23 protein-coding genes are annotated in these 26,167 nt (G+C 41.8%); 15 read left to right on the top strand and 8 right to left on the bottom strand.

The features are described 5' to 3' along the window. Positions 1-904: 904 nt before the first annotated feature. The 9 genes from EJN84_RS04340 to EJN84_RS04300 all read left to right on the top strand — a co-directional run bounded on the left by EJN84_RS04340 (position 905) and on the right by EJN84_RS04300 (position 12,517). Positions 905-2,830 carry a peptide-N-glycosidase F-related protein gene (locus tag EJN84_RS04340; RefSeq protein ID WP_129594278.1) on the top strand — a complete coding sequence of 642 codons (1,926 nt, stop codon included), beginning with the start codon at positions 905-907 and terminating at the stop codon, positions 2,828-2,830. 11 nt (positions 2,831-2,841) lie between these two features. Further along, positions 2,842-3,636, top strand: coding sequence for a carbohydrate-binding family 9-like protein (locus EJN84_RS04335; RefSeq protein ID WP_129594277.1), 795 nt, complete (start codon positions 2,842-2,844; stop codon positions 3,634-3,636). A 46-nt stretch (positions 3,637-3,682) separates the two neighbouring features. Beyond that, a complete protein-coding gene (locus EJN84_RS04330; protein ID WP_129594276.1) occupies positions 3,683-5,389 on the top strand; it encodes an alpha-L-fucosidase in 1,707 nt (568 codons plus the stop codon). Positions 5,390-5,437: 48 nt separating this feature from the next. Then, positions 5,438-6,529: a glycoside hydrolase family 10 protein gene (locus tag EJN84_RS04325; RefSeq protein WP_129594275.1), complete on the top strand. Its 1,092-nt coding sequence runs from the start codon at positions 5,438-5,440 to the stop codon at positions 6,527-6,529. A 469-nt stretch (positions 6,530-6,998) separates the two neighbouring features. After that, a complete protein-coding gene (locus EJN84_RS04320; protein ID WP_129594274.1) occupies positions 6,999-7,493 on the top strand; it encodes a DoxX family membrane protein in 495 nt (164 codons plus the stop codon). Further along, positions 7,493-9,166 (top strand): Gfo/Idh/MocA family oxidoreductase, encoded by a 1,674-nt coding sequence (locus EJN84_RS04315; RefSeq protein ID WP_129594273.1) that lies wholly within the window; start codon positions 7,493-7,495, stop codon positions 9,164-9,166. The genes EJN84_RS04320 and EJN84_RS04315 overlap by 1 nt, the downstream gene beginning before the upstream one ends. Before the next feature lie 41 nt (positions 9,167-9,207). Then, positions 9,208-10,677: a Gfo/Idh/MocA family protein gene (locus EJN84_RS04310; protein WP_129594272.1), complete on the top strand. Its 1,470-nt coding sequence runs from the start codon at positions 9,208-9,210 to the stop codon at positions 10,675-10,677. 95 nt (positions 10,678-10,772) lie between these two features. Continuing rightward, on the top strand, positions 10,773-11,543 hold the full coding sequence (locus tag EJN84_RS04305) for a 3-keto-disaccharide hydrolase (protein WP_129594271.1): 771 nt from the start codon (positions 10,773-10,775) through the stop codon (positions 11,541-11,543). 68 nt (positions 11,544-11,611) lie between these two features. Further along, the gene (locus EJN84_RS04300; protein ID WP_129594270.1) at positions 11,612-12,517 is read left to right on the top strand and encodes a sugar phosphate isomerase/epimerase family protein; all 906 of its coding nucleotides are present in this window, start codon (positions 11,612-11,614) and stop codon (positions 12,515-12,517) included. A 282-nt stretch (positions 12,518-12,799) separates the two neighbouring features. Here EJN84_RS04300 and EJN84_RS04295 read toward each other — a convergent pair whose 3' ends face one another. Both EJN84_RS04295 and EJN84_RS04290 read right to left on the bottom strand, forming a co-directional pair. Continuing rightward, on the bottom strand, positions 12,800-13,996 hold the full coding sequence (locus tag EJN84_RS04295) for a VLRF1 family aeRF1-type release factor (RefSeq protein WP_129594269.1): 1,197 nt from the start codon (positions 13,994-13,996) through the stop codon (positions 12,800-12,802). Positions 13,997-14,454: 458 nt separating this feature from the next. Next, positions 14,455-15,447 (bottom strand): class II fructose-bisphosphate aldolase, encoded by a 993-nt coding sequence (locus tag EJN84_RS04290; RefSeq protein ID WP_101487984.1) that lies wholly within the window; start codon positions 15,445-15,447, stop codon positions 14,455-14,457. 448 nt (positions 15,448-15,895) lie between these two features. On the opposite strand from EJN84_RS04290, the gene EJN84_RS04285 reads away from it, so the two are divergent. The 6 genes from EJN84_RS04285 (at position 15,896) to EJN84_RS04260 (ending at position 20,800) form a co-directional block, all read left to right on the top strand. Next, the gene (locus EJN84_RS04285) at positions 15,896-16,210 is read left to right on the top strand and encodes a DUF3467 domain-containing protein (protein ID WP_101487979.1); all 315 of its coding nucleotides are present in this window, start codon (positions 15,896-15,898) and stop codon (positions 16,208-16,210) included. Positions 16,211-16,252: 42 nt separating this feature from the next. Then, on the top strand, positions 16,253-17,362 hold the full coding sequence (ald, locus tag EJN84_RS04280; protein WP_129594268.1) for an alanine dehydrogenase: 1,110 nt from the start codon (positions 16,253-16,255) through the stop codon (positions 17,360-17,362). A 50-nt stretch (positions 17,363-17,412) separates the two neighbouring features. Beyond that, positions 17,413-17,655 (top strand): DUF4492 domain-containing protein, encoded by a 243-nt coding sequence (locus tag EJN84_RS04275; protein WP_238943922.1) that lies wholly within the window; start codon positions 17,413-17,415, stop codon positions 17,653-17,655. A gap of 31 nt (positions 17,656-17,686) precedes the next feature. Further along, positions 17,687-19,252 (top strand): cytochrome ubiquinol oxidase subunit I, encoded by a 1,566-nt coding sequence (locus EJN84_RS04270; protein WP_129594267.1) that lies wholly within the window; start codon positions 17,687-17,689, stop codon positions 19,250-19,252. Between the two features lie 25 nt (positions 19,253-19,277). Then, positions 19,278-20,432, top strand: a complete 1,155-nt coding sequence (gene cydB, locus EJN84_RS04265; protein ID WP_129594266.1) for a cytochrome d ubiquinol oxidase subunit II — start codon at positions 19,278-19,280, stop codon at positions 20,430-20,432. A 200-nt stretch (positions 20,433-20,632) separates the two neighbouring features. Continuing rightward, the gene (locus EJN84_RS04260; protein ID WP_101487985.1) at positions 20,633-20,800 is read left to right on the top strand and encodes a DUF362 domain-containing protein; all 168 of its coding nucleotides are present in this window, start codon (positions 20,633-20,635) and stop codon (positions 20,798-20,800) included. 197 nt (positions 20,801-20,997) lie between these two features. Here the strand turns inward: EJN84_RS04260 and EJN84_RS04255 are convergent, their stop codons facing one another. The 6 genes from EJN84_RS04255 to EJN84_RS04230 all read right to left on the bottom strand — a co-directional run bounded on the left by EJN84_RS04255 (position 20,998) and on the right by EJN84_RS04230 (position 26,086). Then, positions 20,998-22,038, bottom strand: a complete 1,041-nt coding sequence (locus EJN84_RS04255) for an MlaD family protein (RefSeq protein WP_129594265.1) — start codon at positions 22,036-22,038, stop codon at positions 20,998-21,000. Between the two features lie 48 nt (positions 22,039-22,086). Further along, positions 22,087-22,821: an ABC transporter ATP-binding protein gene (locus EJN84_RS04250; RefSeq protein ID WP_129594264.1), complete on the bottom strand. Its 735-nt coding sequence runs from the start codon at positions 22,819-22,821 to the stop codon at positions 22,087-22,089. Between the two features lie 9 nt (positions 22,822-22,830). Beyond that, entirely contained in the window at positions 22,831-23,658 is an 828-nt protein-coding gene (locus EJN84_RS04245; protein WP_129594263.1) for an MlaE family ABC transporter permease, read from the bottom strand. Between the two features lie 207 nt (positions 23,659-23,865). Continuing rightward, positions 23,866-24,258: an HIT family protein gene (locus tag EJN84_RS04240; protein WP_129594262.1), complete on the bottom strand. Its 393-nt coding sequence runs from the start codon at positions 24,256-24,258 to the stop codon at positions 23,866-23,868. 15 nt (positions 24,259-24,273) lie between these two features. Further along, on the bottom strand, positions 24,274-24,744 hold the full coding sequence (gene greA, locus EJN84_RS04235; RefSeq protein WP_129594261.1) for a transcription elongation factor GreA: 471 nt from the start codon (positions 24,742-24,744) through the stop codon (positions 24,274-24,276). A 172-nt stretch (positions 24,745-24,916) separates the two neighbouring features. Next, entirely contained in the window at positions 24,917-26,086 is a 1,170-nt protein-coding gene (locus EJN84_RS04230) for a DUF4369 domain-containing protein (protein ID WP_129594260.1), read from the bottom strand. Positions 26,087-26,167: the final 81 nt, after the last annotated feature.

Below are 26,167 nucleotides of genomic sequence, written 5' to 3'. Positions count from 1 at the left end.
TGCATCGAGAAATATCTACTCCGGCGAAAAGGAACAAACGAAATGAAAATTCGTAATTTAAAATTCTTATTTCTCTACTTCCCATTTCTCTATTTCTTGTTAATTCTCAATTACGGAATTACACCATCTAAACAGTCCCCTTAAGATAAGGGGACAAGCACTGCCGCCAGGCAGTGCAGGGGTTATGATATTTCTTCACTTCTAACTTCTTTTCTTCTCTCACACTCATCCACTCTCCCTTATTTTCCCGACCTCATCTCATCATCGGGGTACCCGATCTGCGCAGGGAGCGTGCCGTCAGGCAAAAGACAAGCTGTTTGAGCCGCCGTCAGGCGGTGAGTTATTTGTCTTTTAGCGAACAAGCAGCTATCGGGTCGATGAGGAGATGTAGTCTTGATTTTTTTTTGCATACTTTTTTGCATCAAGGCAAAAAAGAATGTGGGGTTTGGGGCAACGCCCCAACAATCAATGGATAATGGATAATGCACAATGTACAATTGATTGATTTGATGATTTATCGATTTACTGATGAATTCCGATAATCTGACGACTTCGCGTCTTTGCGCCTTCGTAGCGAATAAAAGTCCTGCCTTCCGGGCAGGTTTCTGCCGACGATTCACCCCGCAGAATGAATTCTGCGGTTATGAAGATTCGGCTTTTCAAGCCGAAAAGACCTTCGCAGTGGAAGCTTTCAATTCACCGGCTAATCTTTGCCTGAAAGGCAATAACCTTCATAACCGCAGGTATGCGACCTGCGGACAAAGACAACAAGAGAATCCCTGCCTGAAAGTCAGAACATTCCTATTTCGGTTCAAAAAATCTCACAGGGTAGAAGAAAAATGATTAAGTTTGCAACGTGAAACCATAGGGTTGCCGTTTGTTAAAATTTAATTCACTAAGAACAATGAAAAGATCGATTTTCATATCATGTGCGATACTGATAATTTCGGCTATTTTTGTTAACCCAATATCTGCGCAAAACACTTTGAATATAACCACTCGTCGGAAAGTGTTTATCAATACCGACATGAAAGAAGGTAAAAAATCGTTCGTCGGTTGGGGCGTTTTCCCAACGACAAAAGAAAATATTCGCCGCATCACCATGCAGGTAACCCTGGCTCATCCCGATTCTACAGCCATTGCTCACTGGGACTACCTGGATTTTATCAATCTCCGTCGCACGGGAGGTAAAACGGGGAAGGATCACAATATCGAACTGAGTCGCTTAATCACTCCCTATGGTAGCAGTTTTACAAAGGACTGGAGCTTTACGTGGGAAGTGGACGCTACCGATTTTTCTTCTCTGTTGCGCGACAGTGTGGAAATCGAATATATCCATAGCGGCTATGAATCCGACAAACTTGGTTGGGCTCTCACGGTGAATTTTAAGATACAGACCGGTCCTGCCATTGCCGATCCTCTCTCCATTACCGAACTTTATAAAGGCCAATTCCCTTATGGAGACCAAAACGATCCTATCGAAAACTATCTCAAGCCTGTTGGCATTACTTTTGCCGATGCAGCCGCTTTCGGTAGGATACGTATTCAGCATACCGGTCACGGATTTGCTCCCCCAGACGGTTGCAGCGAATTTTGCAGTCGATGGCGTGAAGTCGTTTTCAACGGTAAAGTCATCGACCGAAGGGACCTTTGGAAAGATTGCGGCAGCAATCCGCTCTATCCGCAGGGCGGCACCTGGGTTTACGATCGGGGACATTGGTGCCCGGGTGATTTGCAAAATCCGGATATTTATGATGTGAAGGTTTTTCCGAAAGAAAGCATGATCGATATCAACATGATGCCCTACGTGGATTCGGTTGGAGAAGCACAAGCACGCGAGGCGATTACCGCTTATCTCATCCAATACAAAAAGCCCAATCATCGATATGATGTCGCTCTGGAAGAAATAGAAGCCCCGACCGACAAGCAATTCTATAATCGTCGCAATCCTTCCGTCTTTCGGCCGGTAATCCGATTCCGAAATGTTGGGAGCGAACCGTTGAAAGAGGTCGAGATCAAATACGGAACGAAAGGATTCAAAAGCAAAACGTATAGGTGGACAGGCTATTTGGGATTTTATGAAGAAACCACTCTTGTTTTGCCCGGCCCCATCGAATTCGGCGAAGGGGAAAATGTTTTTGAAGTCGAATTGGCAAAACCAAACGGCAAAAAAGATCAATGGAAGGCCGATAATGGAATGACTTCGACTTTCAAGTCACTCAAAACGCTTCCTTTGAATTTGGTAGTAGCGTATAAAACCAACAAGAAACCGGAAGAAAACAGGCTCTTCATGATTAACGAAAAGCAAGATACGGTTTATCAACGTAACCCCCAACAATGCAAACCCGATATGCTCTATACCGACACTATACACCTGAAGCCGGGATTGTATGAATTCGAATTGACTGACACTGGGGGCAATGGCCTTGAGTTTTGGGCAGAACCGGAGCAGGGATACGGATATTTGCGATTACTCGATGAGGAAGGTAATATTCTGCATCACTTCATCAGCGATTGCGGAAACGGACAATTCCTGGCTTTTAAGGCCGCTCCCGAAGCCAAATTGGATTCTGCCGTTTCGCAAAACGCCTTTTTCATCTATCCCAGACGGACGAAAGATAAATTGGAACTGGATGCTTTTCTGAAAAAGCCACAAAAACTGCGGGTGCAATTCACCGCTGACGAAGTTCCTGTGGAAACCCACGAATATAGCAATTTCAAATCAGGAACTTTCGAATACAATATCGATTATTTGCCCAAAGGGAGATATGTCGTAGAAATTTATGTAGATAACGTTTTGGTTCACAAAGACCGAATCAACCGCGATTAATTACGAGCAAAATGAATTTGATTTTTATTGCATTGTTTCAGCTCCTGAGCAGTTGCGCGGCCATTGATCCTTCGCCCAAGGGTATTCCCTTGAGTTATGAGTGTTACTACACTGTAACACCGCCACAGATCGACGGCACCTTAGATGACGAATGTTGGGAGAAAGCCCCTTGGACGGCATCTTTTCAAGATATTCGCGGAAAAGATTTTCCAAAACCTGTTTACGATACACGGGTAAAAATGCTTTGGGACGATCACTATTTTTACGTAGCCGCCTGGCTGGAAGAACCGCATATTCAGGGAACGATTACCCAACGGGATGCCGTTATTTTTCGGGACAACGATTTCGAAGTTTTTATCGATCCTGATGGAGATACCCAATTATATTACGAATTCGAAATAAATGCCCTGAATACCATTTGGGATTTGTTGTTGGTGAAACCCTATCGCGAAGGAGGCCCTGCTCTTAACGGTTACGATGCCAAAGGTCTTCGATCGGCGGTGTACATCGACGGAACTCTTAACGACCCGTCGGATACCGACAAGGCCTGGTATGTAGAAATTGCTTTCCCCCTCGATGTGCTTGCCGAATTGAACGGCAATCGGAAACCGTCAGCCGGCGATCAATGGAGAGTTAATTTCAGTCGCGTGGAATGGCATACCAACATTGAAAACGGAAAATATGTCAAGAAAAAAGATCCGGTATCAGGCAAGCCATTGTCGGAGGAAAACTGGGTATGGTCGCCTCAAGGGGTTGTAGATATGCATCGTCCGGAAATGTGGGGATTTGTTCATTTTTTGAGATGAGATCTGCAATTGAAAGTGTTGTCATTAAGTAATTTATCGATATGCTATGAAAAAAATAATCAGATTCCTTCCGCTTTTGCTTTTTCTTTCGCTTCCCGTTTTTTCACAGGAGAAAAAGGAAGAGACGGACAAGAAAATGGAATGGTTCAAAGACGCTAAGCTCGGCATTTTTGTTCATTATGGCATCTACGCCGTGAACGGAATAGACGAATCGTGGTCGTTTCACAACGGCTACATCACCTACGCCGATTATATGAAACAACTGAAGGGGTTCACCGCTTCGAAATGCAATGCCGAAAATTGGGTGAAACTCTTCAAAGCTGCCGGTGCAAGATATGCGGTGCTCACTTCCAAACATCACGACGGAGTGGCTTTGTGGAAAGGCAATTCCGATCATTATAATGTGGTCGATAATTCACCTGCGGGTCGCGATCTGATAGAGCCCTTTGCGGATGCATTGCGAAAGAACGATATGAAAGTAGGACTTTACTACTCCCTCATCGATTGGTCGCATCACGACTATCCTGCTTTCACACGCGACAGCGTTCGTTATCAAAACGATCCCGATCGTTGGGAAAAATTCGTAAAATTCTATTTCGGACAAGTCAATGAACTTTCCACTCGCTATAATCCCGACCTATTTTGGTTCGACGGCGATTGGGAACATAATGCCGACGAATGGAAAGCGCCCGCTTTGCGCAAACAGATATTGGATCATAATCCCAATGCAATCATCAATAGTCGTTTGGCCGGCTATGGCGATTATGGAACTCCCGAGCAAGGTGTTCCGGTAACCGTGCCCGAAAATCCTTATTGGGAACTTTGCATGACCATGAACGACAGTTGGGGATATCAGCCGAACGATCATAACTTCAAAACGCCCTTTCAGCTGATAGGAACTTTTGTCGATTGCATCAGCAAGGGGGGCAATCTGCTTCTCGACGTTGGCCCGAGGGAAGACGGAACCTTGCCTCAAGAGGAAATCGATATTTTGAAAGCTTTCGCCCGATGGACTTCTAAACATCAGGAAGCTATTTATGGAACGCGAAAAGGAATACCTGAAGGACACTTTTTCGGGCCTACGGCTTTGAGTAAAAACGGACGAACACTTTTTCTTTACCTCGATCATCTTCCCAATCAACCGGTTCGAGTGAAAGGACTCGATTCGGAAATAAAAAATGTCCGCATTGTGGGTACTGCAACCAAACCGATCATAAAAAAAGGAAACATCGCAGGAACATTCTCCATTTCGATACCCAAAAATGCTGCGGATCCGGTAATGACAGTCGTCGCTATCGATTTTGCCGAACCGCTGAAGCTCAAAAATCCCGAAGAAGAAATATCTTTGACGCAGTCATTCATCAATTATTTGCAACAAGACAATGTATGGGTGAAAAAGCACATGCCTTTAGTTGGCAATTGGCAAAAAGGAATCTCCACCCTCCATTATGCCGGTCCCTCGATGCTGTCGCAGGACAAGACTATCCTCTATTTATTGATGAATGGCAAACCTAATGGGCCTTTGGCAATCAAAGGGCTCAAAAATTCCATCAATCGCGTGTGGGTAGTAGGAAATGCCACCCGATTGAATTGCCAAATTCTGGGGAAACTTTATTGGAGCCAAGTTCCCGGCATAGTGTATATCGACATTCCCGAAAGCACACTCGATCCTCGTGGCACGGTGGTAGCCGTATTGCTCGACGGTCCCATCTCACTCTATACCGACGAAGGACAAGTGATTGAGAGCAATTAAAATCGATTGCCAAATACTTTTTATCATCACAAACAAATATTTATGAAAATGAAAAAAACGCTTATCCTCTTTTTCGCCCTGATGACGGTATCTGCTGTCATTCAAGCAAAAAAAATACCGGTGCATGCGTGGTTAGGCGGCCCGGGTAAAGCTACCGATCAGGAAATCGCCACCTATTTTGCCGATCTCAAATCCAAAGGAATTGATGCCCTAATGTACAATGGGGGACATGATCCTGCCACCTATGAACGCGTGGGAAAATTGGCTCACGAAGCCGGACTTGAATTCAATGCATGGATTCCGACGATGGTGCAGGCCTATTCCAATAAATTGGATTCGTCGTGGTACGCCGTCAATGGATTGGGCGAATCTGCCCTCACCCATCCGGCTTATGTAGCACATTACACTTTCCTTTGTCCCGATCGTGAAGGAGTTTATCGGTTTCTGGAGGATTTGTATGTTAACATAGCCAAAGTGCCTTACGTGGATGGTATTCATTTGGATTTTATCCGTTTTCCGGACGTCATTCTCGCGCGTGGATTGTGGAAAAAATACAACCTCGTGATGGATCGCGAATATCCTCAATTCGATTATTGTTATTGCGATTCGTGCGTTGCCCATTTCAAGGCACAAACCGGCATAGACATCCGTAGCGTGAAAGATCCGTCCGTCGTTCCCGAATGGAAACAGTTCCGCTACGACCAGATTACCCGAATTGTTAACCGACTGGCCGATGCCGTGCACAAAGAAGAGAAAAAAATATCGGCAGCCGTATTTCCGGGACCATCCATTGCAAAAAAAATCGTACGTCAAGAATGGAATAAATGGAATTTGGATGCCTTTTATCCCATGAATTATAACGATTTCTATCTTGAAGATGCCAACTGGGTGGGCAAAATGACAAAAGAAGAAGCGAAAGCCGTTAAAGGAAAAAGCATCGTTTACAGTGGCTTATTTATTTGCCCTAATCCCGCTAACAAAGCTCTTGAGCTCGACCCCGAAAACCATGGATTAACGCCCGAAGAACTTGGTAAAGCCATCAAGCTGTCCATGAAGAACGGAGCTGTCGGCGTTTGTCTGTTTACACCCGACCGAATGACGGAGGGACATTGGAAAGTATTTGCGAAAGCTATTCATTAATTTTTTTCTGAACAATGAAACCATTGATAAAATTATAGAAATTACCTGGAGCGAGGTGGGGTTCGATAGAGAATTTCCAAATGCCAATTATGGATTATCTGCAATATCAATTCACCTAAATCAGTTTCAAATAAACAACGATCGGAAATATCCTTGTCGATTTGTAGAATATGTGTCGATGAATTTTTGAACCCTTTAGATGAATTTCTCTGATCACGGAGCCCATCATGTGTAAGCGTAAATTTTCTTTTCCAAACGAATTGCTCTCGACAATCTTTATTTTCAGAAAGCAGTTGGATTCGATTCTGTGAAAATGTGCCGAATGAAAATGTAATTCTGTCAAATTTCACCAAAGATGGCATTTTCTTTGGCTTAATATTTCGTTTTTAAAATTTTAATTGTTATTTTTACGGCCATATTTTTAATGACTACAACGAAAAGTAATCGATCCAATATCGAAAATAAAGAAATGGACACATCGCAGTACACTAAAACACAACTCGTCTTGCTGGTTATACTTCGCGTCCTCATCGGATGGTATTTTTTATATGAGGGATTATCAAAAGTTTTTGCCCCAAATTGGTCGGCTTATGGGTATTTAATGGATTCGAAAGGCATTTTTGCGTCTTTGTTTACGGCTATAGCCGAAAACCCGACACTTCTTTCCATTGCCAATTTTGCGAATATATATGGCCTCATTCTTATCGGCCTTTCGTTGATATTGGGTTTGTTTGCCAATGTGGGGCAAATAGGGGCTATATTTTTTCTGGCTCTTTATTATCTTTCACATCCGCCATTGATCAATGCTACATATATATTGCCTGCCGAAGGTTCATATCTGTGGGTTGACAAAAATCTGATCATGATGTCGGCCCTGTTGGTACTGATGGTATTTCCCAATTCGGTATGCATCGGATTGGATCGTTTTTTAAAAAAAAATAGCACAAAAGCACAACGTTCATAATGGAAGACAATACTAAAGATATTAATCCCAATTCCTCCAAACCCGAAGATAAAGATAACAAAAAGAAACCTGTATCGGAAGGACGTCGTGATGCAATAAAAGCATTGGCCACAGTTCCGGTATTGGGTGCAATGGCTTACGGTGTTTACAAAAAAAGGAAAAGTGAGGTCAGATATAATGCTTCGTCGGAGATGTTCCGCTTCAAATCGGATGTAGCTCCTTTGCCTGCTGTTTCGGCAGATGACAAAATTATCCGTCTGGGCCTTATTGGATTTGGCATTCGCGGTAAACAACTCATGCAGGGACTGGGCTTTGCCACTCCTGAATTTGTTGAGGATCTTATTCAGCAATCAAAAAAAGATTCCTCAAACAATGCCTACAAGGATTTTGTCGAACAGGAAGATTTGCGCGTTGAGATAGTTGCCGTATGCGACATTTTCGATACATATGCCACAGAAGCAGTAGCTGCAGGCTCCAACATCCATAGAGAAGGTAAGAATGGAAAATTGGGTACTCCTCCCAAAAAATACCGCACTTATCAAGAATTGCTTGCCGATCCGGATGTGGATGCTGTAGTGATAGCAACGCCCGACCATTGGCACGGAACTATGGCAATGGCTGCAGCCAATGCAGGAAAGCACGTGTATGTAGAAAAACCCATGACGTGGACTGTTCCCGAAACCTACTTGCTGCGGGAGACGATCAAAAGAACGGGAATCGTTTTCCAATTAGGGCATCAAAATCGTCAGATTGAAGCATACGAACGAGCGAGACAAATCATCGAGAAAAATTTGTTGGGTAAAATCACGCTTGTTGAAACCGGTACAAATCGCAACGACCCGAACGGAGCGTGGGTATATCCCATTCACCCTGATGCCAACCCTAAAACGGTGGATTGGAAACAATTCGAAGGAGATCCGGAACGTATTAAGGAATATCTCGATTATATGACCTCGGCCAATCTTGCCGGTTATGTCGGACCCGAAGCACGGGATAAATTCAGTCTCGAACGATTTTTCCGTTGGCGTTGCTGGTGGGACTATAGCACGGGGTTGAGCGGCGATTTATTGACTCACGAATACGATGCAATGAATCAAATACTGAAACTCGGCATCCCTTCGTCGGCCTCCTCGTCCGGCGGAATCTACTTCTTTAAGGATGGTCGCACCGTTCCGGACGTTTTGCAAACGGTTTTTGAATATACCGATCGTGGATTGACGATGCTATACTCAGCCACATTAGCCAACCAGTTTAACCGAAGCCGAAAAATCATGGGACACGATGCTACGATGGAAGTCGGAAGCACTCTCACCGTTACGGTTGACCCTCAGTCTGATCAGTATAGAGAAAAAATAGACAAAGGAATAATAAAACCCGGCGAACCCTTCTACACCTATGTTCCGGGACGAAGTGTAGATGCCGTTACCACTGCTACGGAAAAATATTTTGCCGAAAGAGGATTGTTGTATTCTTTCATTGGAGGAAAAAGATACAACACAACCTTCCTCCATCTTAAAGAATGGTTGCAATGCATTCGCACCGGAGCTACTCCATCCTGCAATATCGATCGCGGATTTGAAGAAGCAATTACGGCGCACATGGGCACAAGAGCCTACCTGGAAGGACGACGGATGTATTGGGATAAAGAAAAAGAAGAAATAACAAGAGGATAAACACCAGTTATGTGATTTTTTAATCTTATTTACAAAAGCTTATGTCATCAAAAATTTCAAGAAGAAAATTTTTAGAAACCGGAGCGATAGCAGCTGCGGGTCTAACGGTAGTACCGTCATCGGTACTAGGTAAAAGTATGGGTCATACGGCACCGAGCGACAAGTTAAACATTGCCGGCGTAGGTGTTGGAGGAATGGGTTTTGCCAACCTGAAAAACCTCGAGAGTCAAAACATCGTAGGATTGGCCGACGTTGATTGGAAATACAGCAAACGCGTGTTTGACTATTTCCCAAACGCAAAAAAATACTACGATTATCGCAAAATGTTTGATGAAATGGGCAAAAGCATCGACGCTGTGGTTGTGGCAACTTCCGACCATACCCACGCAATAATTGCTGCCGATGCCATGACCATGGGAAAACATGTTTATGTGCAGAAACCATTGACTCACAGTGTTTACGAATCGCGCTTGCTTACCAAACTGGCTGCTAAATACAAAGTAGCCACGCAAATGGGTAATCAGGGTTCGTCAGGTGCCGGAGTTCGTCAGATTTGCGACTGGATTTACGACGGGCAAATCGGTGAAGTAACCAAAGTTGAAACATTTACCGACCGACCTATTTGGCCACAGGGATTGAACCGTCCGTCAAAAGTTGATCCAATCCCCAAAACATTGAATTGGGATCTATTTATCGGGCCGGCTCCGATGCGTCCATTCAACCAAATCTACACTCCGTGGAATTGGCGCGGATGGTGGGATTTCGGAACAGGAGCTCTTGGAGATATGGCTTGCCATATTCTTCATCCCGTTTTCAAAGGTCTGAAACTCGGCTATCCAACCAAAGCGCAAGGAACTTCGACTATGCTCTTGACCGACAGCGCCCCTGTGGCTCAGAAAGTGAAACTGGTTTTTCCTGCTCGTGAAAATTTGCCGAAAGTAGCTATGCCCGAGGTTGAAGTGCATTGGTATGACGGAGGTATCCAGCCTGAACGTCCGGCCGGTGTACCAGCTGGTAAAAATCTGAATGATGCCGGTGGAGCTTGCATTTTCTATGGGACAAAAGACACGCTCATTTGTGGTTGCTATGGTAAAGATCCTTGGCTGGTATCGGGACGCGTTCCTAATTCTCCGAAAACGCAACGCGAAGTTACCCTTTCTCACGAGATGGATTGGGTGCGCGCATGCAAAGAGAGCCCCGAAAACAGGGTAGAAACTGCATCTCCCTTCTCCGAAGCAGGACCTTTCAACGAAATGGTTGTAATGGGCGTGCTCGCTGTTCGTTTGCAGTCTCTTAATCAAGAACTGGAATGGGATGGACCCAACATGAGATTTACTAATATTCCGGCCGATGCAACGATTCGTACCATTGTAGAGGACGGGTTTAAGATTGTGGACGGTGATCCGCGGTTCGATAAAAAATGGACAGATCCGATCAACGCCAATGAGTATGCTCAACAGCTTATCAAGCACAACTACCGTGAAGGATGGAAACTGCCTGAAATGCCCTAACAGATACTTGAAACATTCGGTGAGGAAACGCAAGTTTCCTCCCGATTGTAGTTTTTATTATATTCAGTTTAATATTAAAAAAGGATGAAAGTTTTATGAAAAAGATTTTTTATTCAGTAAGTTTAATTGCTATGTCTGCAATGATGTTTACGGCATGTGGCAATGCCAACAAACAAGCAAACACAACAGAAGCCGCTGCAGACTCTGTTGCACAGCCACAAGAAGAATGGATCACGTTGTTTGATGGAACCAGTTTTAATGGTTGGCGCGGATACAACCGTACGGATATGCCCACGGCATGGACTATCGAAGATGGAGCCATCAAGATTAATGGATCGGGTATGGGTGAAGCCGGTGCCAAAGATGGCGGTGACATCATCTACGACCGTAAATTCAAAGATTTTGAACTCACCTTCGAATGGAAAGTTTCTCCTGGTGGAAACAGTGGCGTATTTTATCTGGCTCAGGAAATTCCCGGCAGACCTATTTATGAATCGGCCCCCGAGTATCAGATTTTGGATAACGAAAGACATCCCGACGCCAAATTAGGTAAAAATGGCAATCGCAAGTCCGCATCGTTGTACGATCTGGTTCCTGCCAATCCTCAAAATGCTAAACCGGCAGGCGAATGGAACACCGGAGGCATCATGGTTTATCAAGGTACCGTAGTGCATTCGCAAAATGGTGAAAACGTGGTAGAATATCATTTATGGACCGACGACTGGAAAAAAATGGTGGCCGACAGCAAATTCAAAGACTGGCCCGAATTTCTCAATGCCGGTGGCGAAAATCACGAAGGGTATATCGGTTTGCAGGATCATGGTAACGATGTATGGTTCAGAAACATCAAAATCAGAATTTTATAATCCAGACATCAAAGAGGCAGACCTTTTCATAAGGTATGCCTCTTTGTTAGTTAAAAACAAGAAAGATCATGAAAAAGCAATCGATATTTATTCTTGCCGCTTTAGTTATAGGCACAGTACTGTTTACAGGATGTAAGCAGGGACAGAAAAAAGCCGAAAACGCTACCGATTCGGTAACCGTAAAGAAAGAAATTTATCTGCAGCTTTATTCGGTTCGTGACGACATCAAAGCCGATTATCCGGGAACGATAGCTAAGGTGGCCGAAATGGGTTACACCGGCGTCGAAGCGGCCGGTTATGCCGACGGAAAATTCTATGACTTGACGCCACAGGAATTTAAAAAATCTATTGAGGATGCCGGAATGGTTGTTCTCTCCTCTCATGTCGGAAGGCCACTCGACGAGAATGTAAAGAAAATCAATTGGGATGAAGTTTGGAAATGGTGGGACACAGCCATTCAGGCACATAAGGATGCCGGAATGAAGTATATGGTATTTCCCTGGATGCCCGAACCTAAAACGATGGACGACTTGAAGGCTTATTGCGATTATTTTAATCAGATTGGCGAAAAATGTAATGCAGCAGGCATTCGCTTCGGATATCACAATCACAATTTTGAATTCAAGGAAATAGACGGACAAATTATTTACGATTATTTCCTGCAGAATACCGATCCGGCAAAAGTATTTTTTCAGATGGACGTTTATTGGGTAGGCGAAGGTGGTAAGGATCCGGTTGCATATTTCAATCAATATCCCGGACGTTTCGAAATTTTGCACATTAAGGACGAGACCGAATTGGGTAAAAGCGGAAAAGTTAATTTCGAAAACATCTTTGCCAATATCGACAAGTCCGGAGCCAAATACTTGGTTGTGGAAGTCGAACGTTATTCAGGCACTCCGTTTGAAGGTGTGAAAGAAAGCTATGATTATTTGGCCAATGCAACATTCGTAAAAGAAAGCTACGCCAATTGAATCGTCGTTTGAGCTTTATCGCTTGAAGAATTAAGTAGGAGGGAAACGGCAGTTTTCTTCCTACTTTCGTTTTCCGGCTTCGCTTTTTTTTGAGGCAAGATTTTTTGTTCGATTTGTCATTATAGTTAGCATAATTTTTTGCTAATCCGGATAGAAAGTGATCGTACTCCAAAATTCATTTAGGTTCGTTTAGTTATAAATGATAGGATATACCGGATAATCAAAAAAAGAGTGCCGGTTTCGGACACTCTTTTCCATCTAATAAGATTTATATTAACGGTTTTACCAACGCAATAGACCGGCAATTCCTTCCAATTCGTTATAAAGAATTTCTTTTGAAGCACCGTTTACAACTTCTATGCGGGTTGCATATTGCATCGCTATCTCGAATATTTCTTCTTTCATAGAAACTTCTTCATAAGGGCTATCATAATCAAGTGCTTCTTCTTTTGTGGCAAAAACTAAACCGTCATTACACTTGAAAACCCTTGCCTGCAGATCCCATGGCAAAATTAAAATTTGCAGTCTTCCCATTTGAAGAGCATCCAACACATTTTGTAATCCGCAGATTCCTTGAGGGCTTTTTGCCTCATTTATTATCTGCAATTCTTCGCGATCCTCAGCTTCTCTCAACATGGGAATAACCCGATCCAAAATATCTTTTGACGAAGGATTCTCAATAGATAGCGGATTGGAGGCATGACCAATTACCAACTCACGCAAAGGACGATTCAGATAATTTTCAAATAATTTTACCTGCCAATCGTCTCCCATCAAAATCAACCGTTCAATTTCCAATTCATGAACTGATTTTTCCATCATCTCGGCCAGTCTTCTATACAACTTATGCGTTAATGTCTGAAGTTTGGCCTTTTGTCTATCCTTGAATTTCAATTTATCGTTAAAAGTTCTTTCCTTCATTACGCCGGACTCGATGATTTTGGCGTTTTCATTAAATTCTTTCCATTCTTCCGGAGTAATTTCAGCAAAAGTTTCGGTAATTTCTTTTATTTCATTCAAAAATATTTCGTAAAAACCCCATCTACTGCCGCAAATATGCAACACTCCTATCCTGCGGTATTTGTCAAAAGCATAAAGAATAGGTAGTAAATAGGGTTTTCCGTAATGAGCCTCAATTCTCCCGCTCGCCAAATCTACCATCGGTAAATCTACCTGTAACTCAAAATGCTCAATCGACAACTTTTCTTTTTCGTTAATCCATGCAAATAGGGCCAATGTACGAGCTTCAGTTTGAATTTGATCAATGAAAGTCACAAGCTCATCGTAAAAAGTTTTTCCCTTTTTCAATCGAATATCAAGCTCGTCCATTTCTTTTAAGGTATTTTTCAATCTGATAAACCATCCCTTACCATAATTTTCAGGATTCGCAGGATTAACATTACAGTACACTGATAGTATGGGTTTGTCTGTACTGCCGACAATTTTCTTAAATTGTTGGATATCCTTCTTGCTTATCATAGTTGGTTAAATTTTTGACAATTAGACTTCTTTCATTTTATTTCCTGCAAAAACTATGCAATTGATATCGAAAAAATGTTATATTTCTATTTTAGTCGATTTTCCAAATGATCACTCAATCAGAGGAAAAGTAGTTTTGTGTTTTTCTTTTTTTCAACCTTCTTTTGCTACTCTTGTTTCGTACAATTTTGTCTTCTGCCGATTTCAAGGTATAAAGATCTGACAACTTAATACCAATCCCCAAAACCATCATTAGTGAAAATGTTCATCTTTACCGACCCATAAAGCAGTGAATGTTTTGCTGCTATAAAATTGCATATCACAACGTCACTGCCAACCTATTTAACATGAGCGATGAATAAAAAAATCCCCGTCATATAATGATCGGGGATTTTTCGTGATAAATATGTATATAAAAGTGAGTAGTAAAATGTGCTTTTGAAAAACTGTTGCTTCGATTAAGCTTTTCCTGCACTTCCCAGCACATTTTGCGTTTTATGCATGTAAAGCTTTTTGAGCTCTTCACGCGCCGGTCCCAAATATTTACGAGGATCGAATTCTTCGGGTTTTGTAGCAAGTACTTCACGAATGGCAGCAGTCATGGCAAGACGACCATCCGAGTCGATATTGATTTTGCAAACTGCCGACCGGGCGGCTTCGCGCAACTGTTCTTCGGGAATACCGATCGAATCTTTCAGCTTGCCACCGTATTTGTTGATTTTATCGACATATTCCTGTGGAACAGACGAAGAGCCATGTAGCACAATTGGAAATCCGGGAATGCGTTTTTCGATTTCCTTCAGAATATCGAAACGCAGCGGAGGAGGAACAAGACGACCATTGGCGTCGCGTGTGCACTGTTCGGGTGTGAACTTGAATGCGCCATGTGACGTACCGATCGAAATAGCCAAAGAATCTACACCCGTACGGCTAACGAAATCCACTACTTGATCGGGTTCGGTATATGTGTGATGCTCGGCTTGCACGTCATCTTCGATTCCGGCCAAAACGCCCAGCTCCCCTTCAACCGTGACGTCGTATTGATGTGCATAATCTACAACCTGTTTTGTGAGGGCAATATTTTCTTCATATGGAAGATGAGATCCATCAATCATTACCGATGAAAAACCATATTCGATGCACGATTTGCAAAGTTCCAAGCTATCGCCGTGGTCGAGGTGAAGAACGATGGGAATTTCATATCCTAATTCCTTTGCATATTGAACGGCTCCCTGAGCCATATAACGTAGCAGTGTCTGGTTGGCATATTTACGTGCACCACTGGAAACTTGCAATATAACGGGCGATTTTGTCTCGACACATGCCGAGATAATAGCCTGCAATTGTTCCATATTGTTGAAATTGAAAGCAGGAATGGCGTATCCCCCTTCAATGGCCTTTTTGAAAATTTCTCTTGAATTTACAAGGCCTAATTCTTTATAACTTACCATTGCTTTATTAATTAATTTGTGAATGAATAATTCGATGTTTAAATATCTACCGCAAAAATAAGAATTTATCCTTAGAATGCGAAACTTTTTGGACATTTGAAGCCCATTTGCATTTAAAATTGTGAATATGAAAGCGTATAACCCGTCAATTGTGAAGCTCTATTTAAAATACTTTTCGAAAATTGGAGCAAAAAAAACGATATTTCATTTTTTTATTCTATTTTTACGTGATGAAAATTTGCCCGTTTCCTATGTTGAACATTTAAACCGATTCGGTTTTTTTCGATGTGTTCCCCTCGCGGTGGAAATGGGTCTAAATCAACATCGAAAAAACATATACAAATAACAATTAATTGCAGCTTTTTGTTCCTTTTTATTTTTTGGGGATCAGGCAGAATTAATTATTGACGTACCGGTTTTAGTTTCACCACACAAAACTCTTATAAAAATGGAAAATAACATTGAAGAATCAAATCAAATACAGATAGAGTTATCAGAAGAAGTAGCTCAGGGTATTTATTCCAATCTTGCAATCATATCGCATTCCTCATCCGAATTTGTTGTCGATTTTATTCGAGTGGTACCCGGAGTACCGAAAGCAAAAGTAAAATCACGCATCATTCTCACACCCGAGCACGCAAAGCGTTTGCTCTTTGCTTTGAAAGAAAATGTGGACAAATTCGAAAAAAACAATGGGATCATACACTTGAATAATCAGCCTGGTGGTTTTTTTCCGCCCATTGGAGGGATGGGTCAAGCATAAACCTTTTATTAATAAACTATTATATACTTAATTTATTACTTTATGAAAATTGGAATTCCAACCGAAATCAAATCACAAGAGAGTAGAGTCGCCATGACGCCGGCGGGTGTGATGGAATTGGTGCACAGATACGGACATCAAGTGTACGTGCAAAAAGGAGCAGGTGCAGCCAGTCAATTTTCTGACGAGGCTTACATATCTTCGGGTGCAATTATGCTCGACACAATCGAAGAAGTTTATCAAACGGCTGAAATGATTGTGAAAGTAAAAGAACCCATCGAACGCGAATACCCTTTGATACGAAAAGGACAATTATTGTTCACCTATTTTCATTTTGCTTCGAGCAAGACATTAACCGAAGCTATGATGAAAAGTGGTGCTACCTGCATTGCCTACGAAACGGTAATGGAAAAAGACGGTTCGCTACCGCTGCTTACACCGATGAGTGAAGTTGCAGGACGTATGTCTATACAGCAAGGAGCAAAATATCTCGAGAAGCCACAAAACGGAAAAGGAATATTATTGGGGGGAGTTCCCGGTGTCAGGCCGGCCAATGTGGTCATTATCGGAGGTGGCGTTGTAGGAACGCAAGCAGCATACATGGCTGCAGGCCTTGGTGCAAATGTCACCATTCTTGATATCAATCTGCATCGACTTCGTTATCTCGACGACGTGATGCCGGCAAATGTAGTCGCTCAATATTCCAATAAATACGCTATTTCCGAACTGCTTCCAACCGCCGACCTGGTGATAGGGGCAGCTCTTTCGGTAGGAGCCAAAGCACCTCACCTGATCACACGTGATATGCTTAAACTAATGCAGCGTGGCACTGTGATGGTGGACGTTTCGGTAGATCAGGGAGGATGTTTCGAAACCACCCATCCAACCACGCACACCGATCCCGTGTACGAAGTGGACGGAGTACTTCACTATTGCGTTGCAAACATTCCGGGGGCAGTGCCGATGACATCGACGCGAGCACTGACAAATGCAACGCTTCCTTACGTTATCAAACTTGCCGAACTGGGATGGAAAGAAGCATGTAGAAAGTATCAGGATTTGAGATTCGGACTGAATGTAGTGGACGGAAAGATTGTATTTAAAGGGGTTGCGGATTCACTCGATTTGCCTTATACAGAATATACATTTTAATTTGATAGTAATAACATTTTATTAATCAACAGTTTTAAAAGTGATTTGGTATGAAAACAGAACTACAAACTTCCAAATTTAATTGGTTTGCGATGTTTTGGGACGGATTCACGCACATGACGTGGCTAGGGAAAACATTGTGGATATTGGTTATTCTCAAACTAATATTTATGTTTGGCATCATTAAACCCTTTTTTTCTCCTAATTATCTTGATTCTAAATTTAACACGGAGGACGAAAAGGCTACTTATGTATCCGACCAACTGCTCAATAGGCATCAAATTACGGAATAACAAACATTCATAACATTTTAAATTCATATCTATGGAACTATTAAGCACATCGTTAATTAACTGGTCAAGGGCACAATTTGCCATGACTGCGGCTTATCATTGGCTTTTTGTGCCCTTAACGCTCGGACTGGGTATCATCATGGCTATTATGGAAACAGTGTATGTACGTACCGGAGATGAAAAATGGAAGCATACGGCCAAATTTTGGCAAAAAATCTTCGGTATCAATTTTGCCATCGGTGTTGCCACCGGAATCATACTCGAATTTCAATTCGGGACTAACTGGTCAAACTATAGTTGGTTTGTTGGCGATATATTTGGAGCACCGCTTGCTATCGAAGGTATAGTGGCTTTCTTTTTGGAAGCAACATTTATTTCGATTATGTTTTTCGGTTGGAATAGAGTGAGCAAGAAAACTCATCTGGCTTCTACCTGGCTTACCATTATTGGGGCTACATTGTCGGCATTATGGATACTGATTGCCAACGCATGGATGCAATATCCGATCGGGATGAAATTTAATCCGGATACTGTTCGTAACGAGATGTACGACTTCTGGGCTATTGTGACTTCTCCGGTTGCCATCAACAAGTTTTTTCATTCTGTGCTTTCGGGATGGGGTCTCGGGGCTGCGTTTGTAACTGCTATCGGAGGATGGTATCTGATAAAAAAACGCAACGTCGATTTTGCACTTAAGAGCATCAAAGTTGGGGCAATTTTTGGGCTCGTATCTTTCGTTTTATTGGCTGTTACCGGCGACGGATCGGGTTATCAGGTAGCACAAAAACAACCGATGAAACTGGCTGCAATGGAAGGGTTATACGAAGGAAAACATGGGGCAGGACTGGTAGCTATCGGCATGTTAAATCCGGCAAAAAAATCGTTTGATGACGGTGTCGATCCTTACATTTTCAAAATAGAGATACCCAAATTGTTGTCATTGATGGGTTATCGTGATATCAATGCTTTTGTTCCCGGCATCAAAGATATTGTTGAAGGAGGTTATCCGACCAAGAGTGGAGAAGTTCCGCTTTCTTTTGAAGAGAAAAAAGAGCGAGGACAAAAAGCTATCGAAGCTTTGGCCAATTATCAAATCGCCAAAAAGGAAGGGAGAGATGCCGATGCAGCCAATTTTCAGAAAACACTCGAAGAAAATTACGCTTATTTTGGATACGGATATCTCGATAAACCGGAAGATTTGGTGCCGAACGTACCTCTCACTTTTTATACTTTTCATTTGATGGTTGCCATCGGGTTTTATTTCATTCTGATGTTTGCCGTAGTGTGGTATTTCGAGCATAAAAACAAAATTCAGAATACCAAATGGCTTCAATATGTTGCATTGTGGAGTTTGCCTTTGGCATATCTGGCCAGCCAGTTTGGTTGGATTGTAGCTGAAGTGGGTCGTCAACCGTGGACAATCCAAGACATCCTACCGGTAAATGCAGCTGTATCGAGTTTAGAAACAAGTTCAGTAATAATTACGTTTGCAATGTTCGCATTGCTATTCACGGTTCTGCTGATAGCCGAAGTTACGATTATGGTCAAGCAAATTAAGAAAGGACCGGATTATTCCGATAATAACATTGAAGCATAACGATAACAACTAAAACGACAATATTATGATTACATATTCATTTCTTCAACATTACTGGTGGTTCATTATTTCGCTACTCGGAGGACTTCTGGTTTTTTTACTTTTCGTGCAAGGGGGACAATCGATGTTGTTTTCCCTTTCGAAGAGTGATGATGAAAAACGATTACTGGTGAATGCTTTCGGTAAAAAATGGGAATACACATTCACAACTCTGGTAACCTTCGGTGGTGCATTTTTCGCATCCTTCCCATTATTCTATTCTACGAGTTTTGGAGGAGCCTATTGGGTTTGGATGCTCTTGCTGTTTTGTTTCACGATGCAAGCCGTTTCGTATGAGTTTCAATCGAAGCCGGGAAATTTTCTTGGAAAGAAAACCTATCAGGTATTTTTATTCATCAACGGTGTTTTGGGTACGTTTTTACTTGGTGTTGCTGTAGCTACATTTTTTACCGGCTCCGAATTTAGTGTGAATAAGGGTAACATAGCGGGTTTGGGAGCTGCAGGTCCGGTTATCAGTCAATGGCAAAATCCATTACATGGATTAGAGGCTTTGTTTAATCTGCGTAACTGGATGTTGGGGCTTGCCGTATTATTTTTGTCGCGAACCCTTGCTGCTCTATTCTTAGTTAATCGGCTCGATCATCCCGCGTTGGAAGAAAGGTCGCGGAAGTATGTTCTATACAACGGTTTGCCTTTCGTCGTTTTTTTCTTGATCTTTCTTATCTGGACATTAGTTTCGGAAGGTTATGCTGTTGATCCGGCTACAGGAGCTATATCTATGGAAAAGATGAAATACCTGAATAATTTGATCGAAATGCCGGTGATTATGGCCTTCTTTGTTTTGGGAGTTGTAGCGGTGTTATATGGAATTATTGCAACATTGTTGAAGCCAAAGTACAGCAAGGGAATATGGTTTGCAGGGATAGGAACTGTTGTTACCGTGACGATGCTTTTGTTGGTATCCGGTTTTAACAATACGGCCTATTATCCATCGAGTTACGATCTGCAAAGTTCGCTGACAATTCAAAACTCATCCTCAAGCGAATTTACGTTGAGTGTGATGGCTGTTGTTTCGTTACTCGTTCCTTTTGTATTGGCTTACATTTTTTATGCTTGGAGAGCTTTGGAGAAAAAACGACTTAGCCTTCAAGACCTCGAATCGGATGGTCATGCCTATTGACGAATAGTTTTTAAAGAAAGATCGGAAAAGTGTTCATGGAATCCGCGGATTGAGATATGGTATGGCATTAAGATGGTTTTTCGATCATTAATTGATTATATCGCGAAAATAAGGATTGCCATTCAAAAAATACTGCGTATCTTTGCGCAATAAATTCAAAGTAAAATCAATATATTTTTATAAATTCATTTTATTGTACTATGGCTTACGTAATTACTGAAGATTGTATTGCTTGCGGAACTTGCATCGACGAATGTCCTGTGAGCGCTATCTCCGAAGGAGATATTTATGTGATTGATCCGGACGTATGTACCGATTGTGGAACTTGCGCAGAAGTTTGTCCTACCGAAGCAATCCATCCGGCATAAAAAACTCTCAAAGCAATAACAAACAAAACTCTTCATCCCTCGAAAAATTATTTCGAGGGATGTCTTTTTTAGTATTTGCCCCACACTCATATCTTTGAGCAGTTCTGAGGTTTCAAAATTCGAAAATTAACAGGGATAAATTTTCGAACCTTATTTATGTTTTTTCTAACCCCACTTACATTGGCTTCTGAAAGAATTTATTTCGGACTAATATTTTTTCTGACTTCTGATCGTGTACTATCTATGATGACAGTATCGCCTGCACTCACGCTGAATTGCTGAACAGGTTGCTTTTTTGCTTCTTCGTCTTTCTTCTTGTTTTTAGAAAAGAGTCTGAAAATCCAACTGTTGGCTACAGTTTCGGCGGCTCTCGTAATTTCGACGATACCTTCGTCCACTTTTGTGATAGCCGTGTCGATATTCGATGCCATTTGTTCGTCGTGTATTAATCGCGGAAGGGTACCATCTCCATGATTTAAGGCGTAAGTGGTCTTGTGCAATTCGTACACGACGGAATCAGCAGTAGAAATGGTTGAATTTAAATCGGATAAAATGTTGTTTATTTCGGTTGTCAGTTTATCCTCGTTTACCAATTTACCCAAATCGCCTTGGCCATTATTGACTTTACTTATAAGCTGGTTCACCTGATGGAGAGATTTATTTACACTATGAGAGGCGATATTGAGCTGAGAGGTGAGTGAATCGTCGTTGAGCATACGGGCAATATCCCCGTTTCCACTGTCTATTTTGGCTGTTACTGATCGAAGATTGGTAATGGTTCCTGTAGCTTCTTCGAGCATTATTTGCGCTTGTGCAATCATCCCCTGAATATCGAGACCTTCGGAAACGCTCAAAAAATCCCCGTTTTGCACTCGTCCCGTTTTGGGATCGCCGGAAGAAATAAGTACAATTTTACCGCCCATTAATCCTTCCTGTCCAATCTGAACGGTAGAATTTCTATAGATATATTTGGTATAACGATCACGTACCGACATGGTGACCACCACAGAAGTGTCTGAGACGATACGGATATCGTTAACCGTACCCACGTTGATGCCGGCAAATCTGACATTGTTCCCCACAACCAGTCCGCGAATATCTTTGAATGACGCCCGTATTTGGGTGTTGGATGAAAACAGATTTTCCTGGCTGCCGATCAAATACACTGCTACCACGAATAGTATGAGAGCTGCGGCGATAAAAATGCCTAACCGTAATGCTCTTCTTTGATTTTTCATATTGAGTTTATTTTTTATAGTTGTTAGTTACTGATTTCTATTCATGCGTCAAATAAAATAATCTCTGATCTCTTTCCGATCGCTATGAACTAATTCGTTATAAGTTCCCTCGACCATAAAAACACCGTCTTCCATTATGCTTATGCGGTCGGTAGCAATTTTTGCACATTTCACGTCATGAGTAATAATGATGGAGGCAGTGTTATACTCCTCACGAATTTTGATTATCAATTCGCTAATTTCGCCGGAAGTTACAGCATCGAGGCCGGTCGTTGGTTCATCATACAGAATGATTTCGGGGCGAAGAATCAGTGTGCGTGCCAAAGCAACTCTTTTACGCATTCCGCCTGAGAGTTCCGAAGGCATCTTGTCTATCACGTCGAGCAGCCCCACACTTGCAAGCGATCGTTCTACCAACTCTTGCGAGTCGTGCTTTTTATCTACAAACTGAGTTCGGCGTATGGGGAAAAGCAGATTTTCGCGTACGCTCATCGAATCATACAATGCTCCTCCCTGAAACAGATAACCCACTTTTTTTCGAATGTCGTCGAGCTCTGTATCGTTGCAGGCAAGTACATCTTTTCCCAACACATTTATTTCTCCCGAATCGGGTTCAATCAACCTAACAATACATTTAGCCAAAACCGATTTTCCGATACCCGATTTCCCCATAATTCCCAAATTCTCGCCACGATGGAGCTTTAAATCAATTCCGTTAAGAATAACTTTATCAAGAAAAGATTTATACAAATTTTTTACGACGATCACTTCTTCCTTTTCCATGCGCATACTTTACAAAATATTGATAATCAAAACAAAAATGAGATCGATCACGAAAACAGTGAGTGATGAAGCAACCACGGCCGAGTTTGCTGCGTATCCGACAGATTCGGTACCGAGTTTGGCATTGTAGCCCTTATAGCAACCGATGAGACCTATAAAGAACCCAAAAAAGAAAGTTTTAACGGTGGCCGGAATAAGATCTTTGAAACTTAGCATGCCAAATGCATTGTTTATAAATAAAGTGCTACTCATGTCGGAAAAAATGTTGATAGCCAGATAAGCTCCCAAAAAACTAAAAGCATCGGCAAAGATTACCAATATAGGAACTACAATGGTGGAGGCCAGCACTCGAGTGGATACGACAAACCCCAATGGTCGGGTTCCGGACACTTCCATTGCGTCTATCTGCTCGGTGACGGTCATAGCTGCAATTTCGGCACCGATGCCCGAACTTATTTTTCCGGCACAGATAAGTCCGGTTATCACAGGACCCAACTCTCGTATCATTGCGATGGCGATGACTCCGGGCAACAACGTTTGAGCTCCAAAATCCGTGAGAATGGGATTCATTTGCATAGTGAGTACCAAGCCCATAATAAATCCCGTTACACTGACAAGTGAAAGGGATTTGTTACCGAGCAGAAACCCTTGTTTGATTATTTCCTTATGTTCGAAAGGAGGTTTGAAGAACTGTTTGATTACTTTACCCGTAAAGATTGCCAATTCGCCCAAATCTATGAATATGCTGGTATCGAAATTTCGAATTTCTTCTTGGAGCTGAGCCTTTCGAACCTTGATTTGTCGACTGCTTATTATTTTGGTGTTAATTTTCTTCATATTTTTCGTAATCAGATCGTCGGACAAATATAAATGTAAAGATAGTTATACTATAGTGTAAAACATTTTTTGGTGAACAAAGGTTTTTAGAAATTTATTTATCTTTATTTTTTTCGATAAAAAAAGCCCCTAAATTGGTTTATCTGCAAATTTGCTTCTCTCAAACCAATTTAGGGGCGGGTATCTATTGTAACTAATCTCTTCTTTTTATAACTTATTGCGAATATTCATGGCTATTTCTTCAAATTCCTGAGATGTCAGTTTCACGCGTGGATTTGCCAGGTTCATATCGCCTTCTTTTTCAATAGGAATTAGATGAATGTGGGCATGGGGTACTTCGAGTCCGATCACCATCAATCCCACGCGGTTGCAGGGAACAGCATTTTCGACGGCCTTAGCTATTTTTTTTGCAAAAATAATCATCTCGCTCAATGTTGTATCATCGAGATCGAATATATAGTCAGTTTCTTGTTTTGGAACGACCAGCGTATGCCCTTTCGACATCGGATTGATATCGAGAAATGCGAAAAACCTTTCATCTTCTGCAATTTTATAACAAGGAATTTCTCCTTCGATAATTTTGGTAAAAATGGTTGCCATGACTTGCTGCATTGTTTAGATTGAGATTTCCAATATTTCGAATGTCAACATCCCGGAAGGTACTTGTATTTCGACCACGTCGCCCACTTTTTTGCCAAGCAAACCTTGTGCAATCGGCGTATTGACGGCTATTTTGCCGTTTTTTAGATCGGCTTCGCTTTCAGAAACGAGAGTATAGGTCATATCCTTTTTCGTTTTTAGATTTCGGATAGTAACCTTATTCATGATTTGCACAAAATCTGTTCCTATAGAATCTTCATCGATGAGACGAGCTGAAGCGATCAACCCTTTGAGTTGGGCTATTTTAGCTTCGAGCATTCCTTGAGCCTCCTTTGCAGCGTCATATTCGGCATTTTCCGAAAGATCACCCTTGTCGCGAGCTTCGGCTATTTGTCGCGATATTTCGGGACGTTGCACAGATTCCATGTAAGTCAATTCTTCCTTTAACTTCCGAAACCCTTCTTCGGTCATATAAGTAACGGCCATAGTAAAGTCTCCTTTTTTTGTTCGTTAATAATATTCTTTTTTGTTCGTAAAAAATGAAAGAAAAAGAATTCCGGCCTATCCTCGTAAAAGACCGGAACTCCTTTGCTTTCATATTGTATGTTGGGCAAAGATACGATTTTTTTTGCCTAACAAAAAATTTTATCGATATATTTTACAGCACTTTGTTTAATTCGCTTTCGAGTTTGGTAATATCTTCCACCCGAGCAACGATGCTTCCTTCGCGATTGAGAATGAATGAAGTAGGCAGATTTCGTACATTATACATCGAAAGCAATTGAGAATATACCGATTGAGAATCATGCACGGCGATCCATGGTATGCTGAGCGATGCATTTTTCCAAAAGTGTTCGTCTGAATCAAAAGAAATTTGATATATCTCCAATCCACGATTCTTGTACTTCGAATAAATCGTATTTAAATCGATGTTGTGTTTTGGAGAGAAATCCGAATTATATACAGTGAAATCTATCACTACTACTTTGTTCTTTAATGATGAAAGAGCAATCTTGTTCCCATTTACATCAGGTAAAACGATGTCAGGAAGAGCCGATTCGGTTTTTATCGGGACATTTTCCAGTATTTTTCGACGTTCTTCCTCTTGTCGGCGTGCTCGGAGTGCATTCATCGTAAAGTTATAAAGATGCTCGGTGCGCGCCGATTCGGGATAATACTGTTTCCACGAAGTAGCCACTGCCCCAAACATAGCATAGTCCTTCTTGTCATAGGGATCAAAGATCAGATAATCATCCACTTTCTGAAAAAGAGCATAATAAGCTGCTGCGCTTGCCGGATTACCCAAAATCACTTTTGTGGCAAACGTTTTATATTCATTCAGAGCCGAATCGAGCAGATTGACGTAAGTAACATCATCGATTATTTTGGTTTGATGCTGTTTCATCAATTCCCTTATTTTAGCGGCCGTAGCATTATATTGTTGGTCTATTTGTTTCAATTGATCATTCACGGGTGAATTCTCAATGCTGAGTGTACCATACAAATCGGATGCATTTGCTTTTATCACTAATGTTTCAACCGAATCGACCGCGAAAGGAGCTAATTGATGACCCAATCGTAATTGATAAAATTCGGGATTTTCGGGCGCCTTAACGGTAAACTTAAATGATCCATTCTTGTTGATTTTGGCAGAATCAAGCCGTTCGATACCGGCCAATCCCCGATGTTCGAGATAAATGGTGTCACCGGCTTTTGCCGAAGACAATTCTCCTTTTATTCTGAAAGTTTTCCCTCCCGATTGGCAACCGGAGACAAAAATGATCGCAAGACAAATCAGAATAAAAGCATATAATGCATTTCTCTTCATAAATAAATTGAAAATGATTTATAGTTTTTGATTGACAGTACAAACTTAACGATTTTTTCTTGACCACGAAAAACAAACTTC

It is taken from the genome of Seramator thermalis, from assembly GCF_004138125.1.
Taxonomy (GTDB): Bacteria; Bacteroidota; Bacteroidia; order Bacteroidales; family Dysgonomonadaceae; genus Seramator; species Seramator thermalis.
The sequence above is the reverse complement of the archived record's forward strand: the minus strand, read 5'-3'. Positions and strand labels throughout refer to the sequence as shown.

Coding starts and splice junctions, on each gene's coding strand:
- EJN84_RS04340 (WP_129594278.1), top strand. CDS start 905: ATGAAAAGATCGATTTTCATATCATGTGCGATACTGATAATTTCGGCT.
- EJN84_RS04335 (WP_129594277.1), top strand. CDS start 2,842: ATGAATTTGATTTTTATTGCATTGTTTCAGCTCCTGAGCAGTTGCGCG.
- EJN84_RS04330 (WP_129594276.1), top strand. CDS start 3,683: ATGAAAAAAATAATCAGATTCCTTCCGCTTTTGCTTTTTCTTTCGCTT.
- EJN84_RS04325 (WP_129594275.1), top strand. CDS start 5,438: ATGAAAAAAACGCTTATCCTCTTTTTCGCCCTGATGACGGTATCTGCT.
- EJN84_RS04320 (WP_129594274.1), top strand. CDS start 6,999: ATGGACACATCGCAGTACACTAAAACACAACTCGTCTTGCTGGTTATA.
- EJN84_RS04315 (WP_129594273.1), top strand. CDS start 7,493: ATGGAAGACAATACTAAAGATATTAATCCCAATTCCTCCAAACCCGAA.
- EJN84_RS04310 (WP_129594272.1), top strand. CDS start 9,208: ATGTCATCAAAAATTTCAAGAAGAAAATTTTTAGAAACCGGAGCGATA.
- EJN84_RS04305 (WP_129594271.1), top strand. CDS start 10,773: ATGAAAAAGATTTTTTATTCAGTAAGTTTAATTGCTATGTCTGCAATG.
- EJN84_RS04300 (WP_129594270.1), top strand. CDS start 11,612: ATGAAAAAGCAATCGATATTTATTCTTGCCGCTTTAGTTATAGGCACA.
- EJN84_RS04295 (WP_129594269.1), bottom strand. CDS start 13,996: ATGATAAGCAAGAAGGATATCCAACAATTTAAGAAAATTGTCGGCAGT.
- EJN84_RS04290 (WP_101487984.1), bottom strand. CDS start 15,447: ATGGTAAGTTATAAAGAATTAGGCCTTGTAAATTCAAGAGAAATTTTC.
- EJN84_RS04285 (WP_101487979.1), top strand. CDS start 15,896: ATGGAAAATAACATTGAAGAATCAAATCAAATACAGATAGAGTTATCA.
- ald (WP_129594268.1), top strand. CDS start 16,253: ATGAAAATTGGAATTCCAACCGAAATCAAATCACAAGAGAGTAGAGTC.
- EJN84_RS04275 (WP_238943922.1), top strand. CDS start 17,413: ATGAAAACAGAACTACAAACTTCCAAATTTAATTGGTTTGCGATGTTT.
- EJN84_RS04270 (WP_129594267.1), top strand. CDS start 17,687: ATGGAACTATTAAGCACATCGTTAATTAACTGGTCAAGGGCACAATTT.
- cydB (WP_129594266.1), top strand. CDS start 19,278: ATGATTACATATTCATTTCTTCAACATTACTGGTGGTTCATTATTTCG.
- EJN84_RS04260 (WP_101487985.1), top strand. CDS start 20,633: ATGGCTTACGTAATTACTGAAGATTGTATTGCTTGCGGAACTTGCATC.
- EJN84_RS04255 (WP_129594265.1), bottom strand. CDS start 22,038: ATGAAAAATCAAAGAAGAGCATTACGGTTAGGCATTTTTATCGCCGCA.
- EJN84_RS04250 (WP_129594264.1), bottom strand. CDS start 22,821: ATGGAAAAGGAAGAAGTGATCGTCGTAAAAAATTTGTATAAATCTTTT.
- EJN84_RS04245 (WP_129594263.1), bottom strand. CDS start 23,658: ATGAAGAAAATTAACACCAAAATAATAAGCAGTCGACAAATCAAGGTT.
- EJN84_RS04240 (WP_129594262.1), bottom strand. CDS start 24,258: ATGGCAACCATTTTTACCAAAATTATCGAAGGAGAAATTCCTTGTTAT.
- greA (WP_129594261.1), bottom strand. CDS start 24,744: ATGGCCGTTACTTATATGACCGAAGAAGGGTTTCGGAAGTTAAAGGAA.
- EJN84_RS04230 (WP_129594260.1), bottom strand. CDS start 26,086: ATGAAGAGAAATGCATTATATGCTTTTATTCTGATTTGTCTTGCGATC.